The 22,828-nt window shown below is 63.9% G+C and carries 22 protein-coding genes; 16 read left to right on the top strand and 6 right to left on the bottom strand.

Going from position 1 to position 22,828, the window contains the following annotated elements:
* Nucleotides 1–213: 213 nt before the first annotated feature.
* Both HTZ84_RS19910 and HTZ84_RS19905 read left to right on the top strand, forming a co-directional pair.
* Nucleotides 214–1,209: a radical SAM protein gene (locus tag HTZ84_RS19910; protein WP_174682255.1), complete on the top strand. Its 996-nt coding sequence runs from the start codon at nt 214–216 to the stop codon at nt 1,207–1,209.
* A gap of 386 nt (nt 1,210–1,595) precedes the next feature.
* Nucleotides 1,596–2,348 carry a hypothetical protein gene (locus tag HTZ84_RS19905; protein ID WP_174682254.1) on the top strand — a complete coding sequence of 251 codons (753 nt, stop codon included), beginning with the start codon at nt 1,596–1,598 and terminating at the stop codon, nt 2,346–2,348.
* Between the two features lie 117 nt (nt 2,349–2,465).
* Here HTZ84_RS19905 and HTZ84_RS19900 read toward each other — a convergent pair whose 3' ends face one another.
* Entirely contained in the window at nt 2,466–4,997 is a 2,532-nt protein-coding gene (locus HTZ84_RS19900) for a S8 family serine peptidase (RefSeq protein ID WP_254611787.1), read from the bottom strand.
* A 462-nt stretch (nt 4,998–5,459) separates the two neighbouring features.
* Nucleotides 5,460–6,776, bottom strand: a complete 1,317-nt coding sequence (locus HTZ84_RS19895) for a helix-turn-helix transcriptional regulator (protein WP_254611786.1) — start codon at nt 6,774–6,776, stop codon at nt 5,460–5,462.
* A 192-nt stretch (nt 6,777–6,968) separates the two neighbouring features.
* Between HTZ84_RS19895 and HTZ84_RS19890 the strand changes: the two genes are divergently transcribed.
* Together HTZ84_RS19890 and HTZ84_RS19885 are read left to right on the top strand one after the other, a co-directional pair.
* On the top strand, nt 6,969–8,255 hold the full coding sequence (locus HTZ84_RS19890) for a DUF7096 domain-containing protein (RefSeq protein ID WP_217468250.1): 1,287 nt from the start codon (nt 6,969–6,971) through the stop codon (nt 8,253–8,255).
* A gap of 39 nt (nt 8,256–8,294) precedes the next feature.
* On the top strand, nt 8,295–8,813 hold the full coding sequence (locus HTZ84_RS19885) for a type IV pilin (protein ID WP_309138881.1): 519 nt from the start codon (nt 8,295–8,297) through the stop codon (nt 8,811–8,813).
* 60 nt (nt 8,814–8,873) lie between these two features.
* On the opposite strand, the gene HTZ84_RS19880 is transcribed toward HTZ84_RS19885, so the two are convergent.
* Nucleotides 8,874–9,497 (bottom strand): methyltransferase domain-containing protein, encoded by a 624-nt coding sequence (locus tag HTZ84_RS19880; protein ID WP_174682252.1) that lies wholly within the window; start codon nt 9,495–9,497, stop codon nt 8,874–8,876.
* 157 nt (nt 9,498–9,654) lie between these two features.
* Here HTZ84_RS19880 and ahaH point away from each other — a divergent pair, with 157 nt between their 5' ends.
* The 9 genes from ahaH to HTZ84_RS19835 all read left to right on the top strand — a co-directional run bounded on the left by ahaH (nt 9,655) and on the right by HTZ84_RS19835 (nt 19,590).
* The gene (gene ahaH, locus HTZ84_RS19875) at nt 9,655–9,987 is read left to right on the top strand and encodes an ATP synthase archaeal subunit H (RefSeq protein ID WP_008893757.1); all 333 of its coding nucleotides are present in this window, start codon (nt 9,655–9,657) and stop codon (nt 9,985–9,987) included.
* A complete protein-coding gene (locus tag HTZ84_RS19870; protein WP_174682251.1) occupies nt 9,974–12,223 on the top strand; it encodes a V-type ATP synthase subunit I in 2,250 nt (749 codons plus the stop codon). The genes ahaH and HTZ84_RS19870 overlap by 14 nt, the downstream gene beginning before the upstream one ends.
* A 2-nt stretch (nt 12,224–12,225) precedes the next feature.
* Nucleotides 12,226–12,495 carry a hypothetical protein gene (locus HTZ84_RS19865; protein ID WP_008893755.1) on the top strand — a complete coding sequence of 90 codons (270 nt, stop codon included), beginning with the start codon at nt 12,226–12,228 and terminating at the stop codon, nt 12,493–12,495.
* A 22-nt stretch (nt 12,496–12,517) separates the two neighbouring features.
* On the top strand, nt 12,518–13,099 hold the full coding sequence (locus HTZ84_RS19860) for a V-type ATP synthase subunit E (RefSeq protein ID WP_174682250.1): 582 nt from the start codon (nt 12,518–12,520) through the stop codon (nt 13,097–13,099).
* Complete coding sequence (locus tag HTZ84_RS19855; protein WP_174682249.1) at nt 13,096–14,163, top strand: V-type ATP synthase subunit C; 1,068 nt, start codon at nt 13,096–13,098, stop codon at nt 14,161–14,163. The genes HTZ84_RS19860 and HTZ84_RS19855 overlap by 4 nt, the downstream gene beginning before the upstream one ends.
* Entirely contained in the window at nt 14,160–14,492 is a 333-nt protein-coding gene (locus tag HTZ84_RS19850) for a V-type ATP synthase subunit F (protein ID WP_174682248.1), read from the top strand. The genes HTZ84_RS19855 and HTZ84_RS19850 overlap by 4 nt, the downstream gene beginning before the upstream one ends.
* A gap of 3 nt (nt 14,493–14,495) precedes the next feature.
* Nucleotides 14,496–16,259 carry an ATP synthase subunit A gene (locus tag HTZ84_RS19845; protein ID WP_174682247.1) on the top strand — a complete coding sequence of 588 codons (1,764 nt, stop codon included), beginning with the start codon at nt 14,496–14,498 and terminating at the stop codon, nt 16,257–16,259.
* A 2-nt stretch (nt 16,260–16,261) separates the two neighbouring features.
* Nucleotides 16,262–17,677, top strand: a complete 1,416-nt coding sequence (locus HTZ84_RS19840; RefSeq protein ID WP_174682246.1) for an ATP synthase subunit B — start codon at nt 16,262–16,264, stop codon at nt 17,675–17,677.
* A 254-nt stretch (nt 17,678–17,931) separates the two neighbouring features.
* A complete protein-coding gene (locus HTZ84_RS19835) occupies nt 17,932–19,590 on the top strand; it encodes a long-chain-fatty-acid--CoA ligase (RefSeq protein WP_174682245.1) in 1,659 nt (552 codons plus the stop codon).
* A 58-nt stretch (nt 19,591–19,648) separates the two neighbouring features.
* Here HTZ84_RS19835 and HTZ84_RS19830 read toward each other — a convergent pair whose 3' ends face one another.
* Nucleotides 19,649–19,972: a hypothetical protein gene (locus HTZ84_RS19830; protein ID WP_174682244.1), complete on the bottom strand. Its 324-nt coding sequence runs from the start codon at nt 19,970–19,972 to the stop codon at nt 19,649–19,651.
* Between the two features lie 62 nt (nt 19,973–20,034).
* On the opposite strand from HTZ84_RS19830, the gene HTZ84_RS19825 reads away from it, so the two are divergent.
* The 3 genes from HTZ84_RS19825 to HTZ84_RS19815 all read left to right on the top strand — a co-directional run bounded on the left by HTZ84_RS19825 (nt 20,035) and on the right by HTZ84_RS19815 (nt 21,550).
* Complete coding sequence (locus tag HTZ84_RS19825) at nt 20,035–20,238, top strand: zinc ribbon domain-containing protein (protein ID WP_174682243.1); 204 nt, start codon at nt 20,035–20,037, stop codon at nt 20,236–20,238.
* Nucleotides 20,239–20,371: 133 nt separating this feature from the next.
* Nucleotides 20,372–21,124, top strand: a complete 753-nt coding sequence (locus HTZ84_RS19820) for a V-type ATP synthase subunit D (RefSeq protein WP_174682242.1) — start codon at nt 20,372–20,374, stop codon at nt 21,122–21,124.
* Nucleotides 21,125–21,154: 30 nt separating this feature from the next.
* Entirely contained in the window at nt 21,155–21,550 is a 396-nt protein-coding gene (locus HTZ84_RS19815) for a DUF6276 family protein (protein WP_174682241.1), read from the top strand.
* A 149-nt stretch (nt 21,551–21,699) separates the two neighbouring features.
* On the opposite strand, the gene HTZ84_RS19810 is transcribed toward HTZ84_RS19815, so the two are convergent.
* Nucleotides 21,700–22,098: a DUF5811 family protein gene (locus HTZ84_RS19810; RefSeq protein WP_008893744.1), complete on the bottom strand. Its 399-nt coding sequence runs from the start codon at nt 22,096–22,098 to the stop codon at nt 21,700–21,702.
* A 71-nt stretch (nt 22,099–22,169) separates the two neighbouring features.
* On the bottom strand, nt 22,170–22,646 hold the full coding sequence (locus tag HTZ84_RS19805; protein WP_174682240.1) for a pyruvoyl-dependent arginine decarboxylase: 477 nt from the start codon (nt 22,644–22,646) through the stop codon (nt 22,170–22,172).
* Nucleotides 22,647–22,828 lie beyond the last annotated feature (182 nt).

The raw sequence follows: 22,828 nt of genomic DNA, 5'->3' as shown, positions 1-22,828 counted from the left end.
GCCCATCGTTCGGGCTAATCGTATAATAGCATACTGGGCACCGAGAGGCGACGCGAGACGCAGTTCGGGTCCGCACCGACGGGCCGCCATCCGGCGGTCGCGACCGCGGTGTTCGCGTGACGTCGCCGCGCGACAGCGGCCCACGGTGACGGGGCCCACCCGAGAACCGCGTTTCGCACGGCTTTTGTGAGTCGGGCCAGTACGTTCCCTCGAATGATCTCGAAGGGCTGTGAGCAGTGCGCGAAAGGCGGCAAGATGGTGCTGTTCGTCTACGGTTACTGCGACCAGCGCGACTGCTTCTACTGCCCGCTCGGCGAGAACCGCAAGAACGTCACCGACGTCTACGCCAACGAGCGACTCGTCGAGTCCGACGAGGACGTCATCACGGAGGCAAAGCGGATGGACGCGCTGGGAACGTCGATCACCGGCGGCGAACCCCAAGAGGCCCTCGATCGGACCTGCCACTACCTCGAACTCCTGAAAGACGAGTTCGGCGAGGACCACCACACCCACCTCTATACGGGTATCACGGGCGGTCGCGAGAACATGCGACGGCTCTCCGAGGCCGGCCTCGACGAGATTCGCTTCCATCCGCCCTACGAACAGTGGGGCGACCTCCACGGCACCGAGTGGGAGGAAATCCTTCACATCGCTCGCGAGGAGGGGCTGACCCCCGCGTTCGAGATTCCCGGCATCCGCGCCGAAGAGGAGTTCCTCGAGTTCTTGGACGAGGGCGCAGCGGAGTTCTGCAACGTCAACGAGTTCGAGATGAGCGACGGGAACTACCGCCGGATGCAGGAGCAGGGCTTCGAACTCAAAGAAGACCACATGAGCGCCGTCGAGGGCTCCCGCGAGGAGATCCTCGAGGTGATGGGCGACCACGAGAAGGTCTACTTCTGTACGTCCGTGTTCAAGGACGCGGCCCAGCACCGCCGCCGTCTCAAGCGCATGGCGCGGAACATCCGCCGCGAGTTCGACGACATCACCGACGACGGCACGCTCGTCTACGGCAAGACCCGTGCGGATCCCGAGGAGTTCGAGGCCCTCGGCGTCCCCGAAGAGTTCTACACCGTCAAGACGAACCACGTCGAGGTCGCCTGGTGGCTCTTAGAGGAGATGATCGAAGAGGGCGACCTCGAGGACGGTGAAATCGTCGAGCAGTATCCGACCTACGACGGGCAAGTGGTCGAGCGGACGCCGCTGGCGTAAGTACCGCGAGTGAGCGGAGCGAACGAGCGGTCTTCCTCGTGAACGAAGTGAACGAGGGCTCGGAAGAACGGAGTTCTTCCGGTGTTTTTGGTCGAGATTTTTTGGAGGAGGGTGAACGGAGTGAACCCGACGAGAAAAAGGTCCGCGTAGATCTCGAGCGGACCCCGTTGGCGTGAGTGGTCGGTCCGCCTTGGGTACGAACAGCCAGAAGTTCCGTCGAACACCGCGCTCGTGTCGGTTGGGAAGTGCATAAAGACCGTTCCGCTGCGCTCAAACTTTCGAAAGTATCCGATACGGCCGCGTAGGACCCGTATTACCACCGATTCGGGAAGCGCCGCTTATCAGGGCTGTAATAATGGGTCGTCCCTCGGTACGACCGGTCACTGATGCAATTCCGAACGCTCGCTGTCGTCGCGATTGCACTGCTCGTGGCCCTGTCGGGGTGTGCCGCCCTCGACGGGGTGACGACCGACGAATCGCCGAACGAGACGGACGCCGATAACGGGACGGACATCGCGTCCGAGAACGGTAACGCTCAAGATAACGACCAAAACACCCAAGATAACGACCAAACCGGGACGGACGTAACGGATCCCGCCGACGAAGACGATACGGCGACCGCGGAGTGGCGGCCGCCGGAAGAACCGAACCGGCCGCTGGAGAACAAGCGCGAGGACCGGATCGAAGACGTCTCGGTCGTCGATACGGAGCCCGCCGAGGACGGCGACGGCTACTCGAACTTCAACCTCGAGGTCGTCGCCAACACGAGCATGGAGAACGTCGACCCGCCCGAGCACGGCGACGTGATCGGCGAGCCGTACTTCTTCGTCAAGATCAACGAGGGACCGGACAACCGAAAGATCGTCGAGCGGACGGGTGAGGTCCGGATGGAGGAGAACGGCACGTTCCATATCGACGTTCGACCGGCCGGACTCGAAGAGTTCGGCGAAGGGTCGCTGACCGTCGAAGTCTTCCTGATGGACGAGGACAAGGACTGGGACGACATCTACGACGCCACGGCGACGGAGGTCGAGTTCGACCCGGGGACGGACAGTGACAGTGATGCCGAGTCGGAAACGGACGATGGAAGCGAGAACGAATCGGAGACGAACGACGATACCGACGAAGCGGAAGACTGAGACGAGGTCGAAACTAGCGCGTAACTGACCGCGCTCGCATGGATTGGTCCGTGGTTTGCTGTTTTCCCTTCACAACGCACTACGTGCGGTTCCTCCTCGAGCGACGTTCAGAGCTGTCTATGCCCGCCCCCGCGAAACGCTGACCGCGAGCGTCGCCAGCAGTGCGACGGCCGCGACCGGGACGCCGAACCCGGGGACGCCGTCGACGGTCGCCACGGTCACGGTAACGGATTCAGTCGCCCCGCTCGGGACCGAATCCGTCGAGACGGTCTCGCTCGCGTACCCCTGCGCGTCGACCGTGAGCGCGTAGGCCGTCCCGGACCCAGGAACGGTCGCTTCGAGCGTCCCGTTCGCGTTCGATTCCTCGGTAGCGGTGAACGACGCGCCGTCCGGACGTTCGATCGTAACGGTTGCGTCACCGACCGGTTCATCGGCTTCGTCGACGACGGTCACCAAGAGCGTCGCGTCGCCTTCGAGGACGATCCGGTCGCTCGCCGCTCCGTTCGTCCCGACCGAGACCGTCCGAGCATCGTTGACGTACCCTGCTGCGGTTACGTTAATCGCGTACTCGTCGCCCCCGGGAACGGGTTCGAGGACGTACTCGCCGTTCCCCTCGTGTGTCCCCGAATACGTCCCCCGGTCGCCGGTTGCTTCGACGCTCGCTTCTGTAATCCCGTCGCCGAACTGCGCGTCTTCGAGGGCCACCGCAATGACGGCGTCGCCCTCGAGCGAGACGTTGGCCGTTACGGTCTCCCCGCTGGCGACGGTGACGGTCGCCGTGGCCGTCTCGTACCCGTCGGCAGCGACGCGGACGGTGTACTCGGTGTCGGTTCCCGGAACCGGTGTCGTGAGCACGCCGTCGTCAGCGGTCGACTCGTCGACGTCGAACGCGGTTCCATCGGGCCGTTCGATGGTAACGCTCGCGTTCGAGACGGCGGTTCCCGTCATCGCATCCTCGGCGACTACCTCGAGCGTCGCGTCGCCGGTGAGTTCGAACCGCTCTGTCGCTCGTTGTCCGTCCGTCACCGCGACCGCCCGCCGTTCGCTCTCGTAACCCGGTGCAGTGGCGGTCAGCGTGTACTCGTTCGCGCGTCCGCGACTGGGGACGTGGTCTGCGGTGTAGACGCCATCGCCCTGATAGACTAGCGGATACGTTCCGTACGCAGTCGCGTTGACGGTCCCGTTGGCGAGACCGTTGCCGAACTGGGCGTCCTCGAGGACCGCCTCGAGTTCGCCGTTCCCCGCGAGCGAGACGTCTCGTCTCGTCCTCTCGTCAGCTGGGAGGAACACCGTTTCGCTCGTCGACTCGTAGCCGGGCGCAGTCACGGTCAACGTATACTTCCGATCCCCCGGAACGCCTTTGAGATCGTACCCGCCCCCGAAGTCGGCCGTCGTCTCGTAACTGGTTCCGTCGGGAGCCTCGAGGGAGACGGTCGCGGATTCGATCGGATCGTCCGTTACTGTATCGGACACCGTACCCTCTACCGTCGCGAACGAACCGCCCTCTTCGAGAGCGGCGGTCGCGTCGACGATCCCGTGACCGTAGCGGGTATCCGGTTCGCCGGTCGACCCCGCGGCCGTCTCTCTCAATACCGTTTTGATCTCTTCGGATTCGAGCGATCTGTCGGTCGCCCCCTGAAGCAGTGCGATCACCCCTGCGACGTGGGGTGTCGCCATACTGGTTCCCCGCTTTCGCACGTAGCCGCCGTCGGCGGCGGCACTGAGGACGCGATCGCCGGGCGCGACAATCGTCGGAACGAGATAGCTGTTCGGCCACTCCGAGGGAGCGTCCCGGCCCCATGCATCGGAGGTGTCGATCGTCTCGCCGCTCGAGAACGCCGTGACGCGGCCGTACTCGTCGACAGCACCGACGCTGATCACGTCGTAGACGTTCCCCGGCGACGTGGAGATCCCGTCGCCGCTGTTCCCGGCGCCGGCGACGACGACGGTCCCGCTGGCCTCCGCGTTCCGGACGGCACTGATGTAGCTCGCCGTGTATCCCTCCGATCCGAGGCTCAGACTGATGACGTCGGCGCCGTTGGCGACGGCCCACTCCATGCCGGCGATCACGTCGGATGTCCGGCCGACGCAGCTGCCGTCGCTGCAGTCCGTCAGGACGGCGCCGACGAGTAGCGTCGCCTCGGGTGCGACGCCGATTTGGGTGCCGCTCGCCGACCCGCCGGCGACCGTGCCGGCGACGTGGGTACCGTGCGTGTTGTAGTCAATCGGCGTCGACGAACCACCGGAGAAGTCCCGCCACCCGTCGACCTGTACGTCCGGATGGGTGTCATCGGCGCCCGTGTCGAGGACGGCGACCGTCGCTCCCGCGCCGCGAGCGCCGTACTTCTCGTGGACTTCGGGGATCGACAGCTGCTCGAGACCGTTGGTGTACGAGCCGCCGAGCCGCCTCGCGGCTTCGGCTGGCCCGGCCGTCGACGCAGTCGCATTCGTAGTCGTCGTAAGTTCGACGGCCGCATCGGCGTGGATCTCGACGACCCCGTCGATCGCAGCGACCGATTCGAGGTCGACCCGATCCGTATCGATCCGCACCTGCGCGGCGTTCGTCAGCCAAAATTGCTGCTCGATCTCAAGTCCGGCGGTCGTCTCGGCAGCGCGCTCGAGGGGCGACTGCGAGCGGTTCGCCGTCATCCGCAACGCCGTTGGTTCTGTCTGGTCGGTCGAGATCGGAGTCGGTGCGGTCTCGCCGGCTTCGAAGCGGACGATGGCTTCAACGACACCGTCTGTCCCCTCGAGTGTCGAATCGATCTGCGCTGATCCCGATCGCTCGGGAGAGATTACATCGGTTTCGGTAGCAGTCGAGACGTATCGATCCGTATTCCCTGGTGCAACCGTGTCCGCAACGGAGTCGCCTGCGGCCGCGACGGCGACCGGGAGTAGTAACGAGGTACACAGAAGCGCCACTAGAGAAAGGGCGAAGAGGCGGCGCCTGCCTATCGGAAATTTAGACATTACCTATTACCAGAAAGTCACGGGGCATAAGCAATCTGGCAGCCCGTTCGATCAGCCGCTGTTAGCGGATCGTCTCAGATCGGGAGCCTCGAACGGAGCGAGAAACGGGCAGGTGATCGGTGAATCTCGAAAACCGGGGCGTCAGTCGAGTTCGGTTGGATCGACTTCAGGCAGTGTGATTAGGTTCTCGCGACCGATACGGAGCTTCTCAATCTCGCCATCCTCGTCCATCTGTGAGAGCAACTGCGAAACCTTGGCGTTCGACCAGCCGGTTTCTTTGACGATCGAGGCCTGTTTCATCCGGCCGCCGTTTCGATTGATCATCCGGAGAACGCGCTCTTCGTCGCTCAGCAGTTCGGGATCGATCCCCTCATCGACTTCTTCCTCGAACTCGAGGATCATGTCGTCCACCGATTCGTCCTCGTCCATGGCAGGTGACCGATTCGTGCCGCCGTCGACGCTCGCCCGCGCCGCGGACCGCCGTTCGTCGGTATCCGTCGTTTGCGAGCGAGTCCGATCGAAGAGACCGGCAAAACCGATCGCCGCTGCGATATCGCGAACGCGTCCTCGCCAGGCGGAGAGATCTCTGTCGGAGTTGCGACGCGCGAGGAGATAGCTGCCTATGCCGACACCTACCCCGATCACGAAAAGGAAGAGTCGATCGACTAGCCAATTTGAGGACTCGGGATCAGGAGAGGGACTCTCGCCGCTACCGCTTTGAACGAAGACGATATCGAGTTCCTCCTCGTCGAACTCCTCCGGACCGTCCCATTCGAGTTGGGTCGGCGTCTCGAGTGCATAGTTCTCCGGCGGCGAGAGAACGAGTCGTTGGGTTTCAGTGAGCCGGAACCAGACCCCAGTATCCGTCTTGAAGGCGTCACCGACGCGTAACCGATCGTCGTCGACGGTCGCGAAGTTAGTCCACGTGAACGAGTATCTGATGACACCGACACGGACGTCGTCGTTCTCGACGTTCACTGAGCTGACGACTGAATCGTTTTCGACGGAGTGTACCTGGGAATCGTCCCACCCAGCGTTCTCGATCGACATCTCGCGGCCGGTTCGGTCTGTCGCTTCGTTGGCGTAATATCGGAAGAGTTCCGGATCGTACGCGACGTCTCGCTCCCCGGCTGCGACGGCAGCGGCGTAATCGCGAAACTCTTCGACCTCCTCGTCGTTAGACAGAAGAAATCGACTCTCGATAACCCAATGGCCGGTTCCATCTTCGTCGATAGTTATTCGAAAGACCTGCTTTGGATTGTTCTCTGTGGATTGGATACTAGACGCGAGGTATGGCGATCCGTCGGAAGCCCTGCCTGTCGTCGCAGTAGCTGCGGTTGACTCGGCTGAATCGAGTGAGAGCTGAACGGCGTCCGCCTGCGTGGACTCGGACTCGAGTACAGCGGGGGACGACGTAGTAGCAGCCGCCCCCACGGAAGACGTTATGAGGAGGGCCATGAGGGCGAATGTAGTGGCGGTGAATAACCGCATGCGTACCAACCGGTGGTTTCCCCGGGGAAAAAACACTTTCCATCGAATAATGGGGCGTTAATACCGTTGTGGAATGTAGAGGGAGACGGTTAAACCTCTCTTAGAACGGCATCCGACGGTCCGACCGTCTTTTGTATAAGGAGTCCATACAGTACTCCGATGAAGAGCGCGCCACCCGTCCTCCTCGCAGTGTTGCTCGGAGTCTCGCTCGTCGCGATGCCGGTTATCGCAGCGGGACCGGAAACTACCGAGCCAACGCAGGAGACGATTTCCTCCGCATCTCCTCAGTTACTGTCCCACCAGTCGGGAACGGTCGACGCCGAGAATACGACGAACCGTCTTCCGCTTACCGGTGACGTCACGAACGAATATACTACGTACGGATCCGACATCGGGTTGGCATTCGCAAGCGTGGACGACCAGCTTCGTGTCGATCACGAACAGTACACAGTCATCGACAGCGAGTTCGATGATGCAACACTCGAGGAACGGAAGAATATGGTCCGCGCGGCCTACGATTGTATCAATAACCGAACGGAAGCGATCGAAGAACGGGAACGCGAAGCGATCAGGAAACATGAAACCGGCTATATGACCGACACCGAACTGATCCGAACGCTCCTTCGCAACCAGAACGAAGCGGAAAGGTTGTTGGAGGCATTAAGAGAGCTCCGAGACAGCCGTACGGAGGAAATCCCGGGCTATTCGCTCTCTCCTCAACAGGTTCGCGCTGACGAAGCGTCGCTGGAGCTCTATCAAACCTCGCTCCGATCGGAACTCGAACAGGCGAGCCAATCCTCTCAGCAAGACGCGGGAACCGTCGTCCGGATCCGAACGTTTGCCGACACTGAGACCCCAACTGATTCGAAGGATTGGCACGGTGGCTACAGCTTCTCGGTGATCGATGGAGACACGTATGTCCTCGAGACGACCAGGTTCGATAACCGTCGCGCTGATGCCGTAAATCAGTTCGAAGACTATTCGAACTACGAGACGATTCAGGCCGCAACGGAGTTCTACCCCTGGGCAGGCGAGGAAAAGCGGTGGTCGGAGTTCAACGACTACGGGGAAGAAAACCTCTACTTCGTCAATCTGGAAGTCGATCAGACACAGCTCGAAGTGTACCTCGACGGCGGAACCGGTCAAGTTTACCGCGAGAGACAGGAACTCACACTCGAGTCGTTGCCGAAAGTCGATAACGAAACGTACGCCAATGACAGTCTCAACGTGTCGCTTACGGAGACGCCGGTGAACGGACCGACGAAAGTGGCAGTTACGGACGCGGAGACGAAGGAACCGGTCACCGCAACGGTGACAGTCGATGATACAGAGATCGGTCGGACCGACGACGACGGTACGCTATGGATACTCCCCCCTGTCGATGGATACGACCTGGAGGTCCAATCGAACGCCGGCAGTGTCGACGTGACGGTTAGCGACGACTGAGACGAACCTTTATCCGAGAACGGGCGGCTCAGAACGAGCGTGTCTAAACGCCCGAAAATACGCGATTACCTCCATCACAGTAGCACTCGCCGGATCGACGATCGAGCCGTCAATCCTCTCGTCGGTAGCCTGCTGCTAGTCGCGGTTACCGTTCTGTTGGCGACGGCTGTGACTCTCGGCGCCGGGATGTGGACGCTCGAGTCCGGAGGGCCGATCGCGACGTTCGAACTGACGGCCGACAGTAACGAGTCGGAGATCACGATCGACCACGTTGGCGGCGATCCGATCGACGTGGCGGAGCTTTCGATGACTGTCGCGATAGGTGGCAAAGAGTTGACACACCAGCCGCCCGTTCCGTTCGTCGGTGCGAAGGGATTCAACGGGACGCCGACCGGACCGTTTAACGCGGCGGCCGATTCCGAGTGGCGAGTCGGCGAGCGGGGATCAATAGCGGTTGCGGAGACGAACGATCCCGAACTCGAGCGGGGTGAATCCGTGACCGTCATTCTGGCGGTCGACGAGAGACGGATAGCAACGCTCGAGACGACAGTAAATTAACGGCGGTCGAAAAGCAGCAGCGTATCGGTGTCGGTACGACAGGATCGCAGTACCGTGTACCTATTCGGGCGCGCGACCGATCGTCGTAATCGCGACCTCGGGGTCGTAGGACGGCCCCATGAAGGCGTGCTTGACGTCCTCGAAGCCGGCCCGCTTGAACATGCGGTCGGCCTCGTACTCGTCGTAGAAGAGCATGATCGAGTCGGCGAGCTTCTGGGCGAGGAACGTATCGGGGTAGTTCGGGCCGACGACGAGCACCTGCCCGCCGGGTTTCAGCACGCGGCGGAACTCCCGCAGCGCGAGGATGGGGTTCGGCCAGTACTCGATCGAGCCCGACGACCAGACGACGTCGAACGTGTCGGTCGCGAAGGGGAGGCGTTCGGCGTCCCCGCGGTGGAAGTGGACCGGCGGAGCGCGTTTCCCGAACTTCGCGTAGGCCTGTTCGAGTTGGTGTTCGCTCTGGTCGAGCGCGTACACTTCGTCGACGCGCTCGAGCAGTCCCTCGGTCGCGAAGCCGGTGCCACAGCCGACGTCCAACACCGTCATCTCGGATTCGATGTCCAGCAGGTCGAGCGCCTCGGTCCGCATCTCCTCGTTCCAGATGAAGGGGTTGACCTGGTCGTAGACCTTCGAGAGGTACTTGTAGAACAGTCGCGCCCGAGCCTTGTTCTCGAGGATTCCCATTAACGGCTGCTTTCGCACCGATCGGGATATGTCTACTGTTCGCCCGGTCGCCGCCGTCGAGTAACCGATAACTTCGGGCGATCGAGCCCGAACGAGGGCTGGCGCACTTTCGCAACTACCATATACGCGCTCTCGCAAACTTTCAAGCGCTTAGAGTATGCCGAGGCCAGAGGTTCTCGAACGAATACAGTCGGCGGAGGAAGAGGCCGACGAGATCGTCGCATTGGCAGAGAACGACCGCGACGAGCGAATCGCCGAGGCCCGGGAACGAGCCGAGGAAATTCGCTCGGAAGCGGAACAGGAGGCGCGCGAGCTCAAAGAGCAGCGCCTCGAAGAGGCGCGCGAGGAGATCGACGCCGAGTGTGAACGCATCCTCGAAGAGGGCGAGCAGGAGCGAGAGGCGCTCGCGGAGCTCGCCCGGGATCGGGTCGACGAAGTGACCGATCACGTCGTCGAACTGTTCCAGGAGGACATTCATGCTCAGACCTAAACAGATGAGCAAGGTCTCGGTGACCGGCTCCAAGGGCGTCATGCCCACGGTCATCGAGACGATCCACGGACTGAACCTGGTCCACCTCTCGGACTACGACGGCTCCTGGGCGGGGTTCGATAACGGGAACCCGATCGAGGGCGCCGACGAGGCGTCCGAGAAGCTGGTGACCGTCCGCTCCCTCGAGAGCTCCCTGGAGCTGTCCGACGAGGACGTCGACCCGAGAGCCCTCGAGGACGACTGGGAGCAGCGACTCGAGGAGGTCCGCGAGCGAGTCACCGAACTCGACGACCGCCGCGGAGCGGTCAACGACGACCTGCGATCGGTCACGGAGAAGATCGACCGCGTCGAGCCGTTCGCCGAACTCGGTATCGACCTCGACCTGCTGTCCGGGTACGAGACGGTCGATGTCGTGGTCGGCGAGGGGAACGTCGGCGCGATCGAAGACGCCGTCGCGGCGTCGGACGACATCCGCGCCTTCGAGACGTTCACCGGCGGTGACGTCGTGGCCATCGTGGCCGCGCCGACCGCGGACGCCGACGAGGGCGCCCTCGAGGACGCGCTGGTCGGGATCGAGTTCTCGCGCCACGAGGTGCCCGAGACCGAACAGAGCCCGAGCGCGTACGTCAACGAGCTCGAGGAGCGACAACAAGAACTCGAGTACGAACTCGAGGAGATCGACGCGGAACTCGAGGAGATCGAGGCGAACCACGGCGAGTTCCTCCAGCGCGTCGAGGAGCAACTGACCATCGAGGTTCAGCAGGCGGAAGCGCCCCTGCAGTTCGCGACGACCGACCGCGCGTTCGTCGCGGAGGGGTGGCTCCCGACCGAGGAGTACGACCGCCTCGTCGCCGGCCTGAACGACGCGGTCGGCGACAGCGTCGAGGTCGAAGAACTCGAGCGGGCGGACTACGACCGCCACGGCGCCCACACCCACACGGAAGAAATCCAGAAGGGTGCCGAAAGCGCCGCGGAGGACGAGTCGTCCGCCGCCGCGACCGACGAAGACGAGCAACAGCAAAAGGCCGTCACCGACGGCGGATCGGCGGTCACGATGGGCGACGAGCCCCCGACGGTCCAGGACAACGCGGGGCCGGCGAAACCGTTCGAAGTGCTGGTCCAGGCGGTCAACCGTCCGAAGTACAGCGAGCTCGATCCGACGATCTTCCTGTTCCTGACGTTCCCGGCCTTCTTCGGCTTCATGATCGGCGACGTCGGGTACGGGATCATGTACATGGCCATCGGCGCGTACCTGGTCACGCAGTTCGACAGCGACGGAATCACCAGCCTGGGCGGCGTCGCCATCTGGGCCGGTGCGTTCACCGTCCTGTTCGGGATCATCTACGGGGAGATCTTCGGACTGCACGTGCTCGGAGAAGTGCTCTGGCACGACATGCTCCACTCGGAGCTCTTCCCGCTGAACAAGGGGCTCGAGCCGGCAGCCGCCGACTTCGCGCTCGGCTGGATGGTCGTGAGCGTGCTCGCCGGGATCGTCCACCTGAACATCGGGTACATCCTGGACTTCTACGAGAACCTCAGCCACGGCGTCAAGGACGCCGTCCTGCACAGCGGTACGTGGATCCTGATGCTCAACGGCGTCTGGGTCTGGATCTTCTCTGCACAGGCTGAGTCCTCGAAGCCGGAGTTCCTGTTCACGACGTTCGCCAGCGACGGGCCGTTCCCGATCGGATTTACCGGGTTCCCGGAGTGGGGACTCGTAACGATTCCGCTGGGAATCACCGACTTCCTGCTTACGGCGCCGCTGCTCGTCTTCCTGATCGGGTTCGTCCTGCTGATCGTCAGCGAACCCGTCGAGGCGATCGAGGCGCTCGACGTCGTCGTCAACGTCTTCTCGTACACCCGAATGGGCGCAGTGTTGCTCGCGAAGGCCGGCATGGCGTTCGTGGTCAACCTGCTGTTCTTCGGCGGGTACCGGGACCCCGACGGCGCGTTCCACTTCCTTCGGAACCACGAGCCGAGCTACGTCGCCGAACACTACGGCGAGGGCGCTGAAGTCATCTTCAGCGGCCTCATGCACTCGGGGACCGCGGCGCTCATCGGCGGCCTCGTGATTCTCGTCGTCGGCCACATCGTCGTGCTAGCGCTTGGCGTGACGAGCGCCGGCTTACAGGCTGTGCGCCTCGAGTACGTCGAATTCTTTAACAAGTTTTATGAAGGCGGTGGGAAGAACTACGAACCGTTCGGACACGATCGAACTCACACGGAGGACTACTAACAATGGCAATTGAGAACGCAGCAGTTGACGCTGGTATCGCACTTCAGCAGACCGTCGAAGAAAGTCCGTTCCTGACCGACGCGGGCGCGGCCGCACTCGCCGTCGGCCTCGCCGCACTGGCGTCCGGCTATGCAGAGCGTGGTATCGGTGCGGCTGCCGTCGGCGCGCTCGCCGAGGACGACAGCCTGTTCGTTCAGGGCCTGATCATGACCGTTCTCCCGGAGACGCTCGTGATCCTGGCGCTGGTCGTCGTCTTCATCGTCGGCGCGTAACCGCATTCACCCTTCTTTCACAATGAGTTTGGACACAGTCGTAGAAGACATTCGAGAAGAGGCCCACGCGCGTGCGGAGGACATCCGCGCTGAGGGCGAAGCGCGCGCTGACGAGATCGAATCGGCCGCCGAGGAGGACGCCGAGGAGATTCGCACCGAGGCCGAGCGGGAGGCCGACCGCGAGGTCGAGCAGTTGCGCGAACAGCGTCTCTCCAGCGCGAAACTGGAGGCGAAGCAAAAGCGCCTGGAGGCTCGCCGCGACGTGCTCGGCGACGTCCGCGAGGAGGTCGAAGACGAGCTCGCCGCCCTCGACGGGGACACCCGCGAGGAGCTGACGCGTGCGCTCCTCGAGGGCGCCAGCGACGAGTTCGACGAGGGCGACGACGTCAACGTCTACGGCCGCGCCGACGACGAGGAGCTGATCGAGTCGATCCTCGCCGACTACGACGGCTACGAGTACGCCGGCGAGTACGATTGCCTCGGCGGCGTCGTCGTCGAGAGCGACCAGTCTCGAGTTCGGGTCAACAACACGTTCGACTCGGTGCTCGAGGACGTCTGGGAAGACAACCTCCGGGAGATCAGTAACCGACTCTTCGAGCAATGAGCGCAGGTGCCTCGAATCCGGAATACGTGAACGCTCGCGTGCGGTCCCGACGAGCGTCGCTGTTCGCGGACGAAGACTATCGGAAGCTGGTCCGGATGGGGCCGAGCGAGATCGCGCGGTTCATGGAAGAGACCGAGTACGAGCGCGAGATCAACGCGCTCGGTGCGCGGTTCTCGGGCGTCGACCTGATCGAGTACGCCCTGAACCGCAACCTCGCGAAACACTTCCAGGACCTGCTGGACTGGTCTGAGGGGCGCCTCTACGACCACATCGCACGGTATCTCCGGAAGTTCGACGTCTGGAACCTGAAGACGATCTTCCGCGGGATCTACACCGACACCGATCCCGAGGAGATCCGGACCGACCTGATCCGGGCCGGCGAACTCGAGGACGCGACGATCGAGCGCCTCCTCGAGACCGACTCCATCGAGGACGCGATCGAGTTCCTGCGCGCCACGAGTTACTACGAGCCGCTGACCGTGGCCTACGAGGAGTTCGAGGACCACGGTGCGCTCGTTCCGCTCGAAAACGCCCTCGACCGGGAGTTCTACGAGAACCTGCTCGCGGACGTCTCGCGGGGCCCGGGCGCCGAACCCCAGGAGGGGCCGGAGGCGAAGTACGTCGAGTTCCTGCAGGCGGAAATCGACTTCCGGAACGTCCGGAACGCCCTGCGGCTGGCCCGCAGCGGAGCGGACCTCGACCCCGCCGCCTACTACATCGAGGGCGGCGTCCTGTTCGATCGGGCGGATCTGGGTCGGCTCGTCGGCGATTACGACGCACTCGTCGATCACATCGCCGAGAACAAACGCTACGGCGACCGCCTCTCGGGGGCGCTGGAACGGCTCCGCGACGCTGACAGCCTTATCCAGTTCGAGCACGCACTAGACGCTGCGTTGCTCGAGTACGCCGATACGCTCTCGAGCATCTACCCGACCTCCGTTTCGGCCGTGCTCTCGTACATCCTCGCGAAGGAGCGCGAGGTCGAGAACATCCGTGCGATCGCGCGCGGTCGAGAGGTCGGCCTCGACGAAACCGAGATCGAAGAGGAGCTGGTGATCCTATGAGCCAGGAAATCGCAGTCGTCGGCAGTCCGGAGTTCACGACCGGCTTCCGCCTCGCGGGGGTCCGTCGCTTCGAGAACGTCCCGGACGACGAGAAGGACGATCGACTGGACGAGGCGGCGACGGCGGCCCTCGAGGACGAGGGCGTCGGCATCGTCGTCATGCACGACGACGACCTCGAACACCTGTCGCGCAACGTGCGCCAGGAAGTCGAGACGAGCGTCGAACCGGTCGTCGTCACGATCGGGAGCGGAACCGGTGGCGGCGGACTGCGCGAGCAGATCAAACGCGCGATCGGTATCGACCTGATGGACGAGGACGAACAAGAGTAAACTATGAGCCAGGCAGAAGACATCGAATCCGTCGACGAAGACGGTGTAATCGAAAGCGTGAGCGGTCCGGTCGTAACCGCCACGGACCTCGACGCCCGGATGAACGACGTCGTCTACGTCGGCGACGAAGGACTGATGGGCGAGGTCATCGAGATCGAAGGGAACCTGACCACCATTCAGGTCTACGAGGAAACCTCCGGCGTCGGCCCGGGCGAACCCGTCCAGAACACGGGCGAGCCCCTGAGCGTCGACCTCGGACCCGGCATGCTGGACTCCATCTACGACGGCGTTCAGCGTCCGCTCGACGTTCTCGAGGGGAAGATGGGGACGGCGTTCCTCGACCGCGGGGTCGACGCGCCCGGTATCGACCTCGAGAAGAAGTGGGAGTTCACCCCGGAGGTCGAGGAAGGCGATACGGTCGAACCCGGCGACATCGTCGGCGTCGTCGAGGAGACCGTCACGATCGACCACAAGGTCATGGTCCCGCCGGACTACGAGGGCGGCGAGGTCACGGCCATCGAGGCCGGCGAGTTCACGGTCGAGGAGACCGTCGTCGAACTCGACAACGGCGAGGAGATCCAGATGCACCAGGAGTGGCCGGTCCGAGAGGCCCGTCCCGCCGGTGACAAGGAGACGCCGACCGAGCCGCTGGTGACGGGCCAGCGCGTTCAGGACGGTCTCTTCCCGCTCGCGAAGGGCGGGACGGCGGCGATTCCCGGTCCCTTCGGCTCCGGGAAGACCGTCACCCAGCAGCAACTCGCCAAGTGGTCCGACGCGGACATCGTCGTCTACATCGGCTGTGGCGAGCGCGGCAACGAGATGACCGAGGTCATCGAAGACTTCCCGGAACTGCCCGACCCGCAGACCGGGAACCCGCTGATGGCCCGGACCTGCCTCATCGCCAACACGTCGAACATGCCCGTCGCGGCCCGCGAGTCCTGTATCTACACGGGAATCACGATCGCGGAGTACTACCGCGACATGGGGTACGACGTCGCGCTGATGGCCGACTCCACCTCACGGTGGGCCGAGGCCATGCGCGAAATCTCCTCCCGACTCGAGGAGATGCCCGGCGAGGAGGGCTACCCCGCGTACCTGGCGGCCGCGCTCTCGGAGTTCTACGAGCGCGCCGGCAAGTTCCAGCTGATGAACGGCGGCGAAGGGTCGATTTCGGTCGTCGGCGCGGTCTCGCCGCCGGGCGGCGACTTCTCCGAGCCGGTCACCCAGAACACGCTGCGTATCGTCAAGACGTTCTGGGCGCTCGACGCCGACCTCGCGGAACGTCGGCACTTCCCCTCGATCAACTGGAACGAGTCCTACTCGCTGTACAAGGACCAGCTCGACCCGTGGTGGGAGTCAAACGTCGCCGGCGACTGGTCGGACATCCGCCAGTGGGCGGTCGACGTGTTAGACGAGGAAGACGAGCTCCAGGAGATCGTTCAGCTCGTCGGGAAGGACGCCCTGCCGGAGGACCAGCAGCTGACCCTCGAGGTCGCCCGCTTCCTGCGTGAGGCGTGGCTCCAGCAGAACGCGCTCCACGACGTCGACACCTACTGCGAACCCGAGAAGACCTACCGGATGCTCGAGGCCATCAAGACGTTCAACGACGAGGCCTTCGACGCGCTCGAGGCCGGCGTCCCGGTCGAGGAGATCACCGACGTCGACGCCGCCCCGCGTCTCAACCGGATGGGCACCGCCGAGGAGTGGGAATCGTTCATCGAGGAGATCGAGAACGACCTCCAGGAACAACTGCGAGCACTGTACTAACAATGAAAGAGTACCAGACAATCACGGAAATCAGCGGTCCGCTGGTGTTCGCCGAGGTCGACGAACCGGTCGGTTACGACGAGATCGTCGAGATCGAGACGCCACAGGGCGAGACCCTGCGCGGACAGGTGCTGGAATCGAGCGAGGGACTCGTCTCGATCCAGGTGTTCGAAGGCACTGGCGGTATCGACCGCAACGCCTCCGTTCGCTTCCTGGGCGAGACGATGAAGATGCCCGTCACCGAGGATCTGCTCGGACGGGTGCTGGACGGCTCCGGGAACCCGATCGACGGCGGTCCGGAGATCGTCCCCGAGGACCGCCACGACATCGTCGGCGAAGCGATCAATCCCTACTCCCGGGAGTACCCCGAGGAGTTCATCCAGACCGGCGTCTCCGCCATCGACGGCATGAACACGCTGGTCCGCGGCCAGAAGCTGCCGATCTTCTCCGCGTCGGGGCTGCCCCACAACGACCTCGCACTGCAGATCGCCCGCCAGGCGACCGTGCCGGAGGAAGACGAGGGCGGCGACGACGACGAGGGCTCCGAGTTCGCCGTCATCTTCGGCGCGATGGGGATCACCGCCGAAGAGGCGAACGAGTTCATGGACGACTTCGAGCGCACGGGCGCCCTCGAGCGCTCGGTCGTCTTCATGAACCTCGCGGACGACCCCGCAGTCGAGCGACAGGTCACGCCGCGACTCGCCCTGACCACGGCCGAGTACTTAGCCTTCGAGAAGGACTACCACGTGCTGGTCATCCTGACGGACATGACCAACTACTGCGAGGCGCTGCGCGAGATCGGCGCCGCACGCGAGGAGGTCCCGGGCCGCCGTGGCTACCCCGGATACATGTACACCGACCTGGCGCAGCTCTACGAGCGTGCCGGTCGTATCGAGGGCAAGGAGGGCTCGGTCACGCAGATTCCGATCCTGACCATGCCCGGCGACGACGAGACCCACCCGATTCCGGACCTGACGGGCTACATTACCGAGGGCCAGATCATGATGGATCGGGACTTAAACAGCCAGGGGATCGAGCCGCCGGTCAACGTCCTGCCCAGCCTGTCGCGGCTGATGGACGACGGGATCGGCGAGGGCCTGACCCGCGAGGATCACGGCGACGTCTCCGACCAGATGTACGCCGCCTACGCCGAGGGTGAGGACCTGCGCGACCTCGTCAACATCGTCGGTCGCGAAGCGCTCTCCGAGCGCGACAACAAGTACCTCGACTTCGCCGACCGCTTCGAGGAGGAGTTCGTCCAGCAGGGGTACGACACCAACCGCTCGATCGACGAGACGCTCGAGCTCGGCTGGGACCTGCTCTCGATGCTCCCCAAGGAGGAACTCAACCGGATCGGCGAGGACCTCATCGAGGAGCACTACCGCGAAGAAGAGCCGGAAGCCGTTCAGGCCGACTGAACTCGCGATCGCGGTTGCAGTTTCGATTTTTCGGTCGCTCGAGACGCGAGCCGTCGGTTCGTCGATCCGGACGAGCGGTCGCACGTCGCGCTCGCCGCTTCACTCGACGTGTGACACTGCGTCGGCCACGTACTCAGTAACGAAGCCGGGCGACGCTCGAGCCGAAGCGAAGCCGTAGCCGAACGTATCGATCGAAGCCACAGTTCGGAACGAACCGCAATGAACTTAATTATCGTTAATGTCGTACATCGCGTATGCACAAACCACTGCTCGTGACGGACTTCCTCGATCGGGCGCGCAAGCACTACGGGGACGAGGAAGCCGTCGTCGCGACCACGGGGGAACGGTACACCTACGACGAACTCGGCGAGCGGGCCGATCGGTTTTCGGCGGCGCTGCAGCAACGCGGTATCGAGAAGGGCGACCGCGTCGCGGTGCTCGACCCGAACACGCACTACCACCTCGAGGCGGCCTACGGGAGCATGCAACTCGGCGCGGTGCACACGCCGCTGAACTACCGGCTGACGCCCGAGGACTTCTCCTACATGCTCGAGGACGCGGAGGTCGACGCCATCTACGCCGACTACGACTTCGCCGACGAGATCGAGCCGATCCGCGACGAGGTGCCGACGGAGACGTTCATCACGAACGACGCCGACGCGGTCGAGGGCGACTGGGAGGAATTCGACGCGGTGCTCGAGGACGCGAGCACCGAGTACGACCGCCCCGAGATGAGCGAGGACGAGATCATCACGATGAACTACACCTCGGGGACGACGGGCGATCCGAAGGGGGTCTGCCGGACCCACCGCTCGGAGACGCTTCACGCCTACCTGGTCACGGCCCACCAGGAACTGCGCGACGACGACGTCTACCTCTGGACGCTGCCGATGTTCCACGTCAACGGCTGGGGCCACATCTACGCCGTGACGGGGATCGGTGCGAAACACGTCTGCACGCGCGGCGTCGACGCCGGGGACATCTTCGAGGCCGTTCGGACCGAGGACGTCTCCTACATGTGCGGCGCGCCGACGGTGCTGAACATGCTGATCGACTACTACGAAGAGCGCGGTGCCCCTTCGGGGCAGCGAGGCGAAGGCGGCGAAGCCGCCGGAGCGCCCGAGACGACCGGGGCCAACGACGTCCGCATCGCGACTGCCGGCTCGGCGCCGCCGGAGGCCACCATCCGCACCGTCGAGGACGAGTTCGGCTGGTACCTGAAACACGTCTACGGCGCGACCGAAACGGGGCCGCTGATCACCACCTCCGACGCGCGTCGCACGTTCGACGACGACGATTCGGACCGCTTCGCGATCAAGAAACGCCAGGGACTGGGCTATCTCGGCACCGAGATCCGCGTCGTCGACGAGGACGGTAACGACGTCCCCCGCGACGACGCCTCGATCGGCGAGATCGTCGTCCGCGGCAATCAGGTCATGGAGAAGTACTGGAACAAGCCCGAGGAAACGGAGGAAGCCTTCAACGACCGCGTCGAGGGCTACTACCACACCGGCGACCTCGCAGTCGTCGACGAGCACGGGATGATCTCCATCCAGGACCGCAAGAAGGACATCATCATCTCCGGCGGCGAGAACATCTCGAGCATCGAACTCGAGGACACGCTGTTCGACCATCCCGAGGTCTCGGACGTGGCCGTCATTCCGGCTCCCAGCGAGGAGTGGGGCGAGACGCCGAAGGCCTTCATCGTGCCGGGCAACGGCGACCCGGACGACCCGAGCGTCACCCGCGACGAACTCGTCGAGTTCACCCGCGACAACCTCGCGGGCTACAAGGCCGTCCGGGAGGTCGAGTTCGTCGAGGAACTCCCGACCACCGCGACCGGCAAGATCCAGAAGTACGAACTCCGTCAGGAGGAGTGGGAGGACGAGGATCGGATGGTCGGGCAGGGCTAATCCGGTTCGGTCACACCCTATTCGTTCGGGACCATCCCGACTAGTCGCGCAGAACTACCTACCGCCAGCGATCGTCGCGGTCCGACTCGTCCGAGTGGGTCCCCCACCGTCCGTCTCGCTCCGTCGAAGATCGATCGTCGGTCCGTGACCGCCGGTCGGACTCCGCCTCGCGGTCGTCGGTAGCCGTGTCTGCGCTCGCAGGAGGATCGTCGCTCGAGTCCGTTCGGGACCGACCCCGGCCGCCGCGGTCCTTCGCGATCCGTTCGGCTTCCGCGCGGTCGACGACGGTCGGGTTCGACGTTTCGCTCTCGATCGCGATCCAGAGCGCCAGTGGAACGGCGATCGCGAACAGGAGGAAGACGGTGACGACGGCGCCGAACATCACTGGTCGATCCGACGGGTCGTGAGCACAAAATATCTGTCACCTAACACGAATTCGGCCGTATGAAAGACGACGACCGCGGCTGTCCCAAGTGCGACCACACCGAGACGGAGATCGACGAGATCGCGACCAGCGGGACGGGGCTGTCGAAGCTCTTCGACATACAGAACCGACAGTTCATGGTCGTAAGCTGTACGAACTGCGGCTACTCGGAGCTCTATCGCGGCCAGTCGTCGGGGAACATGGTCGATCTCTTCCTCGGGTAGCGTCAGGTGCCGAGCCGAGTCGGTTCGTCGTTCGGTCGTGAACGGCCCACGCACACTGCAGGGTCCTCCCGTCGGCCGATACCCGCCAAAACTGTAAACAGTTATCCGACTGGGGGCGCAAACCCTCCACAAGATGGCCAAGGACGTCAAGCCCACCCGCAAGAACCTGATGGAGATCGAGGATCGGATCGAACTCTCCGAGCGGGGACACGGGACGCTCGAGAAGAAACGGGACGGGCTGATCATGGAGTTCATGGACATCCTGGACAAGGCCCAGGACGTCCGCGGGGACCTCGCACAGGACTACGAGGACGCCCAGAAGAAGATCAACATGGCCCGAGCCATGGAGGGCGACGTCGCGGTCCGCGGGGCCGCCGCCGCACTCCAGGAACATCCCGAGATCACCACCGAATCGAAGAACATCATGGGCGTGGTCGTGCCCCAGATCGAGTCCTCGCGCGTCTCGAAGAGCCTCGATCAGCGCGGCTACGGGATCATGGGGACCTCCGCACGCATCGACGAGGCCGCCGAGGCCTACGAGGATCTGCTCGAGAGCATCATCCTCGCCGCCGAGGTCGAGACGGCGATGAAGAAGATGCTTCGGGAGATCGAGACCACCAAGCGCCGCGTCAACGCCTTGGAGTTCAAACTCCTGCCCGACCTCTACGAGAGCCAGGAGTACATCGAGCAGAAACTCGAGGAGCAGGAACGCGAGGAGACGTTCCGACTGAAGAAGATCAAGGAGAAGAAAGAGCAGGCCGAGAAGGAAGAGCGGGAGGCCGAAGAAGAAGCAGAAGACGAGGTTGCTCCCGAGGACGAGGGCGGAGACACGGCCGAACCCGACATGGAACAGTCGACCGCGGGCGGCGTTCCGGGCGGCGACTGATCGCATCCGGTCCGCACATCCGATACGACCATGGCCTGTACGGCATGTAGCGCATCGACGGTCGTCTTTTCGATCCCCGAGGAGTACCGCGAGCACGCGCCGGGGGAGTCGCCGGCCGGGACGCTCTGTACCCGCTGTTTGAACGTCGATCCCGAAGGCGGCAGCCCGCTCGAGGAGCCGGACTTCACCCGAGTCAGCGACGCGTATCCGTCCGACCCCGACGCGGCGATTCCGCTGGCGCTCGCCGTGGACCTGTGTTCGTCGCTGGCGACGAACCGGACCGCGATCGAGGCCCTCTTCGACGCCGTCGAGCGCGCGGGGACCGACCCGCTGCTCGTACTCGACCGGCTGATCGACGATCCCGACGTCGAGCCGACGATCGATCTCGAGCGACGACGACACCAACTCGAGCAACTGTTGTACTGATCGCCGCGACCGTGGCGGCGGTGATTCTAGGAACGCTGGATAGTCCGCACTGGGGGAAGGAACGTCAGTTCGACTCGATCAGCGCCGTCGATCGTGAGGGGAGCGACTCTCGGTCTTCGTTCGGTCGAAAACGGCGACGAGGCTCGGCGTTACTTCGCGGTCGGCGTCACGTTGTCGCTGATCGCCTGTTTGACCTGTAGGGCGGCGCTGGCTGCCAGTCCGCGGGCCACTTCGTCGCGTTCGTCGGCGGTGATCACCGCGTCGCCGGCCGCGACCTCCTCTAAGTCGGGCGTGAAGCCGGCGCTGACGGCGTGGCCGATCGGCGGCCGGACGGCGACGGTGACCTGCGGGCCGGTCATGCTCTGGGAAACCTCGGAGTCGACGACGTATTCGTCGGGGAGGAAGTCACGGGTTCGAGCGGCGATTCGGGAGACGTCGCGGTGGAGGGAGCGTTTCTGGGTCCGCGAGAGGTCCGGAACGTCCGCCGCGGCACGCTGACCAGCACCCGTTTCTCCCGGCAGCCCGGCGTACGGCGTATTTCCGTTCATGAGAAGTGTGTACTGGTAGCAACGCACCGACGCGTCAAAAGGATTCGCTTTCGGGAAATTCCGACAGTACGTCAACAGATCGGCTCGCTCTCGCCGTACACCGCGAGGACGACGGCGGTCGTGTGCTCGCCCGGTTCGGCCTGCTCGGACTCGAGAACGACGTTCGGGTCGGCGAACGCCCAGTCGCGGAGTTCCTGCCCGGCAGCCAGTCCCTCGCGAACCCGTCGTTCGACGTCGGCCTGATCCGTCTCGCCGGCCGTCTCGTAGAACAGCCCCGGTCCCTCGGCCGATTGGGCCCACGCCAGCGCCGCGCTGACCTGTCCCGGCCCCGCGGTCGTGGCCCGCGCCTCGACGACGGTCAGTCGGTCACCGACGGGGCCGAGGTCGGGTGCCGTCCCGACGGCCTCGACGTCGACGTCGGCCGGGATCACCGAGGAGACGGAAACCAGATTGTAGTTCTCGACACCGGCCTCGGCGAGCGCGGCGTCGTAGGAGGCCATCTCGGTAGGCGCCGAGGCGGACCCCCAAACGACTCGAATCGTGCTCATATCCGGTCTCGGGGACGAGCGGCGTAAGGGCTTGCGATCCGAGCGCGACTCGAATCGACGAACCGAGAATGAACCCGTGGCCACGAGCGACGCCTGAAGAAGTGAGGGCGTCGCGAGTCGGGGGAGGGCAGGCGATCGCATAACAGTCACCGCGAGTGAGGCCGAAGGCCGAGCGAGCGGGC

Source organism: Haloterrigena gelatinilytica (genome assembly GCF_013342145.1).
GTDB lineage: Archaea > Halobacteriota > Halobacteria > Halobacteriales > Natrialbaceae > Haloterrigena > Haloterrigena gelatinilytica.
This window is presented reverse-complemented; position numbering and strand designations above follow the sequence as displayed.

Bases quoted from the DNA above. Each gene is read 5' to 3' on its own strand.
- HTZ84_RS19825 (WP_174682243.1), top strand. From the start codon at position 20,035: ATGAAAGACGACGACCGCGGCTGTCCCAAGTGCGACCACACCGAGACG.
- HTZ84_RS19810 (WP_008893744.1), bottom strand. From the start codon at position 22,098: ATGAACGGAAATACGCCGTACGCCGGGCTGCCGGGAGAAACGGGTGCT.
- HTZ84_RS19910 (WP_174682255.1), top strand. From the start codon at position 214: ATGATCTCGAAGGGCTGTGAGCAGTGCGCGAAAGGCGGCAAGATGGTG.
- HTZ84_RS19815 (WP_174682241.1), top strand. From the start codon at position 21,155: ATGGCCTGTACGGCATGTAGCGCATCGACGGTCGTCTTTTCGATCCCC.
- HTZ84_RS19830 (WP_174682244.1), bottom strand. From the start codon at position 19,972: ATGTTCGGCGCCGTCGTCACCGTCTTCCTCCTGTTCGCGATCGCCGTT.
- HTZ84_RS19890 (WP_217468250.1), top strand. From the start codon at position 6,969: ATGAAGAGCGCGCCACCCGTCCTCCTCGCAGTGTTGCTCGGAGTCTCG.
- HTZ84_RS19840 (WP_174682246.1), top strand. From the start codon at position 16,262: ATGAAAGAGTACCAGACAATCACGGAAATCAGCGGTCCGCTGGTGTTC.
- ahaH (WP_008893757.1), top strand. From the start codon at position 9,655: ATGCCGAGGCCAGAGGTTCTCGAACGAATACAGTCGGCGGAGGAAGAG.
- HTZ84_RS19850 (WP_174682248.1), top strand. From the start codon at position 14,160: ATGAGCCAGGAAATCGCAGTCGTCGGCAGTCCGGAGTTCACGACCGGC.
- HTZ84_RS19900 (WP_254611787.1), bottom strand. From the start codon at position 4,997: ATGACGGCGAACCGCTCGCAGTCGCCCCTCGAGCGCGCTGCCGAGACG.
- HTZ84_RS19845 (WP_174682247.1), top strand. From the start codon at position 14,496: ATGAGCCAGGCAGAAGACATCGAATCCGTCGACGAAGACGGTGTAATC.
- HTZ84_RS19865 (WP_008893755.1), top strand. From the start codon at position 12,226: ATGGCAATTGAGAACGCAGCAGTTGACGCTGGTATCGCACTTCAGCAG.
- HTZ84_RS19860 (WP_174682250.1), top strand. From the start codon at position 12,518: ATGAGTTTGGACACAGTCGTAGAAGACATTCGAGAAGAGGCCCACGCG.
- HTZ84_RS19820 (WP_174682242.1), top strand. From the start codon at position 20,372: ATGGCCAAGGACGTCAAGCCCACCCGCAAGAACCTGATGGAGATCGAG.
- HTZ84_RS19870 (WP_174682251.1), top strand. From the start codon at position 9,974: ATGCTCAGACCTAAACAGATGAGCAAGGTCTCGGTGACCGGCTCCAAG.
- HTZ84_RS19880 (WP_174682252.1), bottom strand. From the start codon at position 9,497: ATGGGAATCCTCGAGAACAAGGCTCGGGCGCGACTGTTCTACAAGTAC.
- HTZ84_RS19805 (WP_174682240.1), bottom strand. From the start codon at position 22,646: ATGAGCACGATTCGAGTCGTTTGGGGGTCCGCCTCGGCGCCTACCGAG.
- HTZ84_RS19895 (WP_254611786.1), bottom strand. From the start codon at position 6,776: ATGGCCCTCCTCATAACGTCTTCCGTGGGGGCGGCTGCTACTACGTCG.
- HTZ84_RS19905 (WP_174682254.1), top strand. From the start codon at position 1,596: ATGCAATTCCGAACGCTCGCTGTCGTCGCGATTGCACTGCTCGTGGCC.
- HTZ84_RS19855 (WP_174682249.1), top strand. From the start codon at position 13,096: ATGAGCGCAGGTGCCTCGAATCCGGAATACGTGAACGCTCGCGTGCGG.
- HTZ84_RS19835 (WP_174682245.1), top strand. From the start codon at position 17,932: ATGCACAAACCACTGCTCGTGACGGACTTCCTCGATCGGGCGCGCAAG.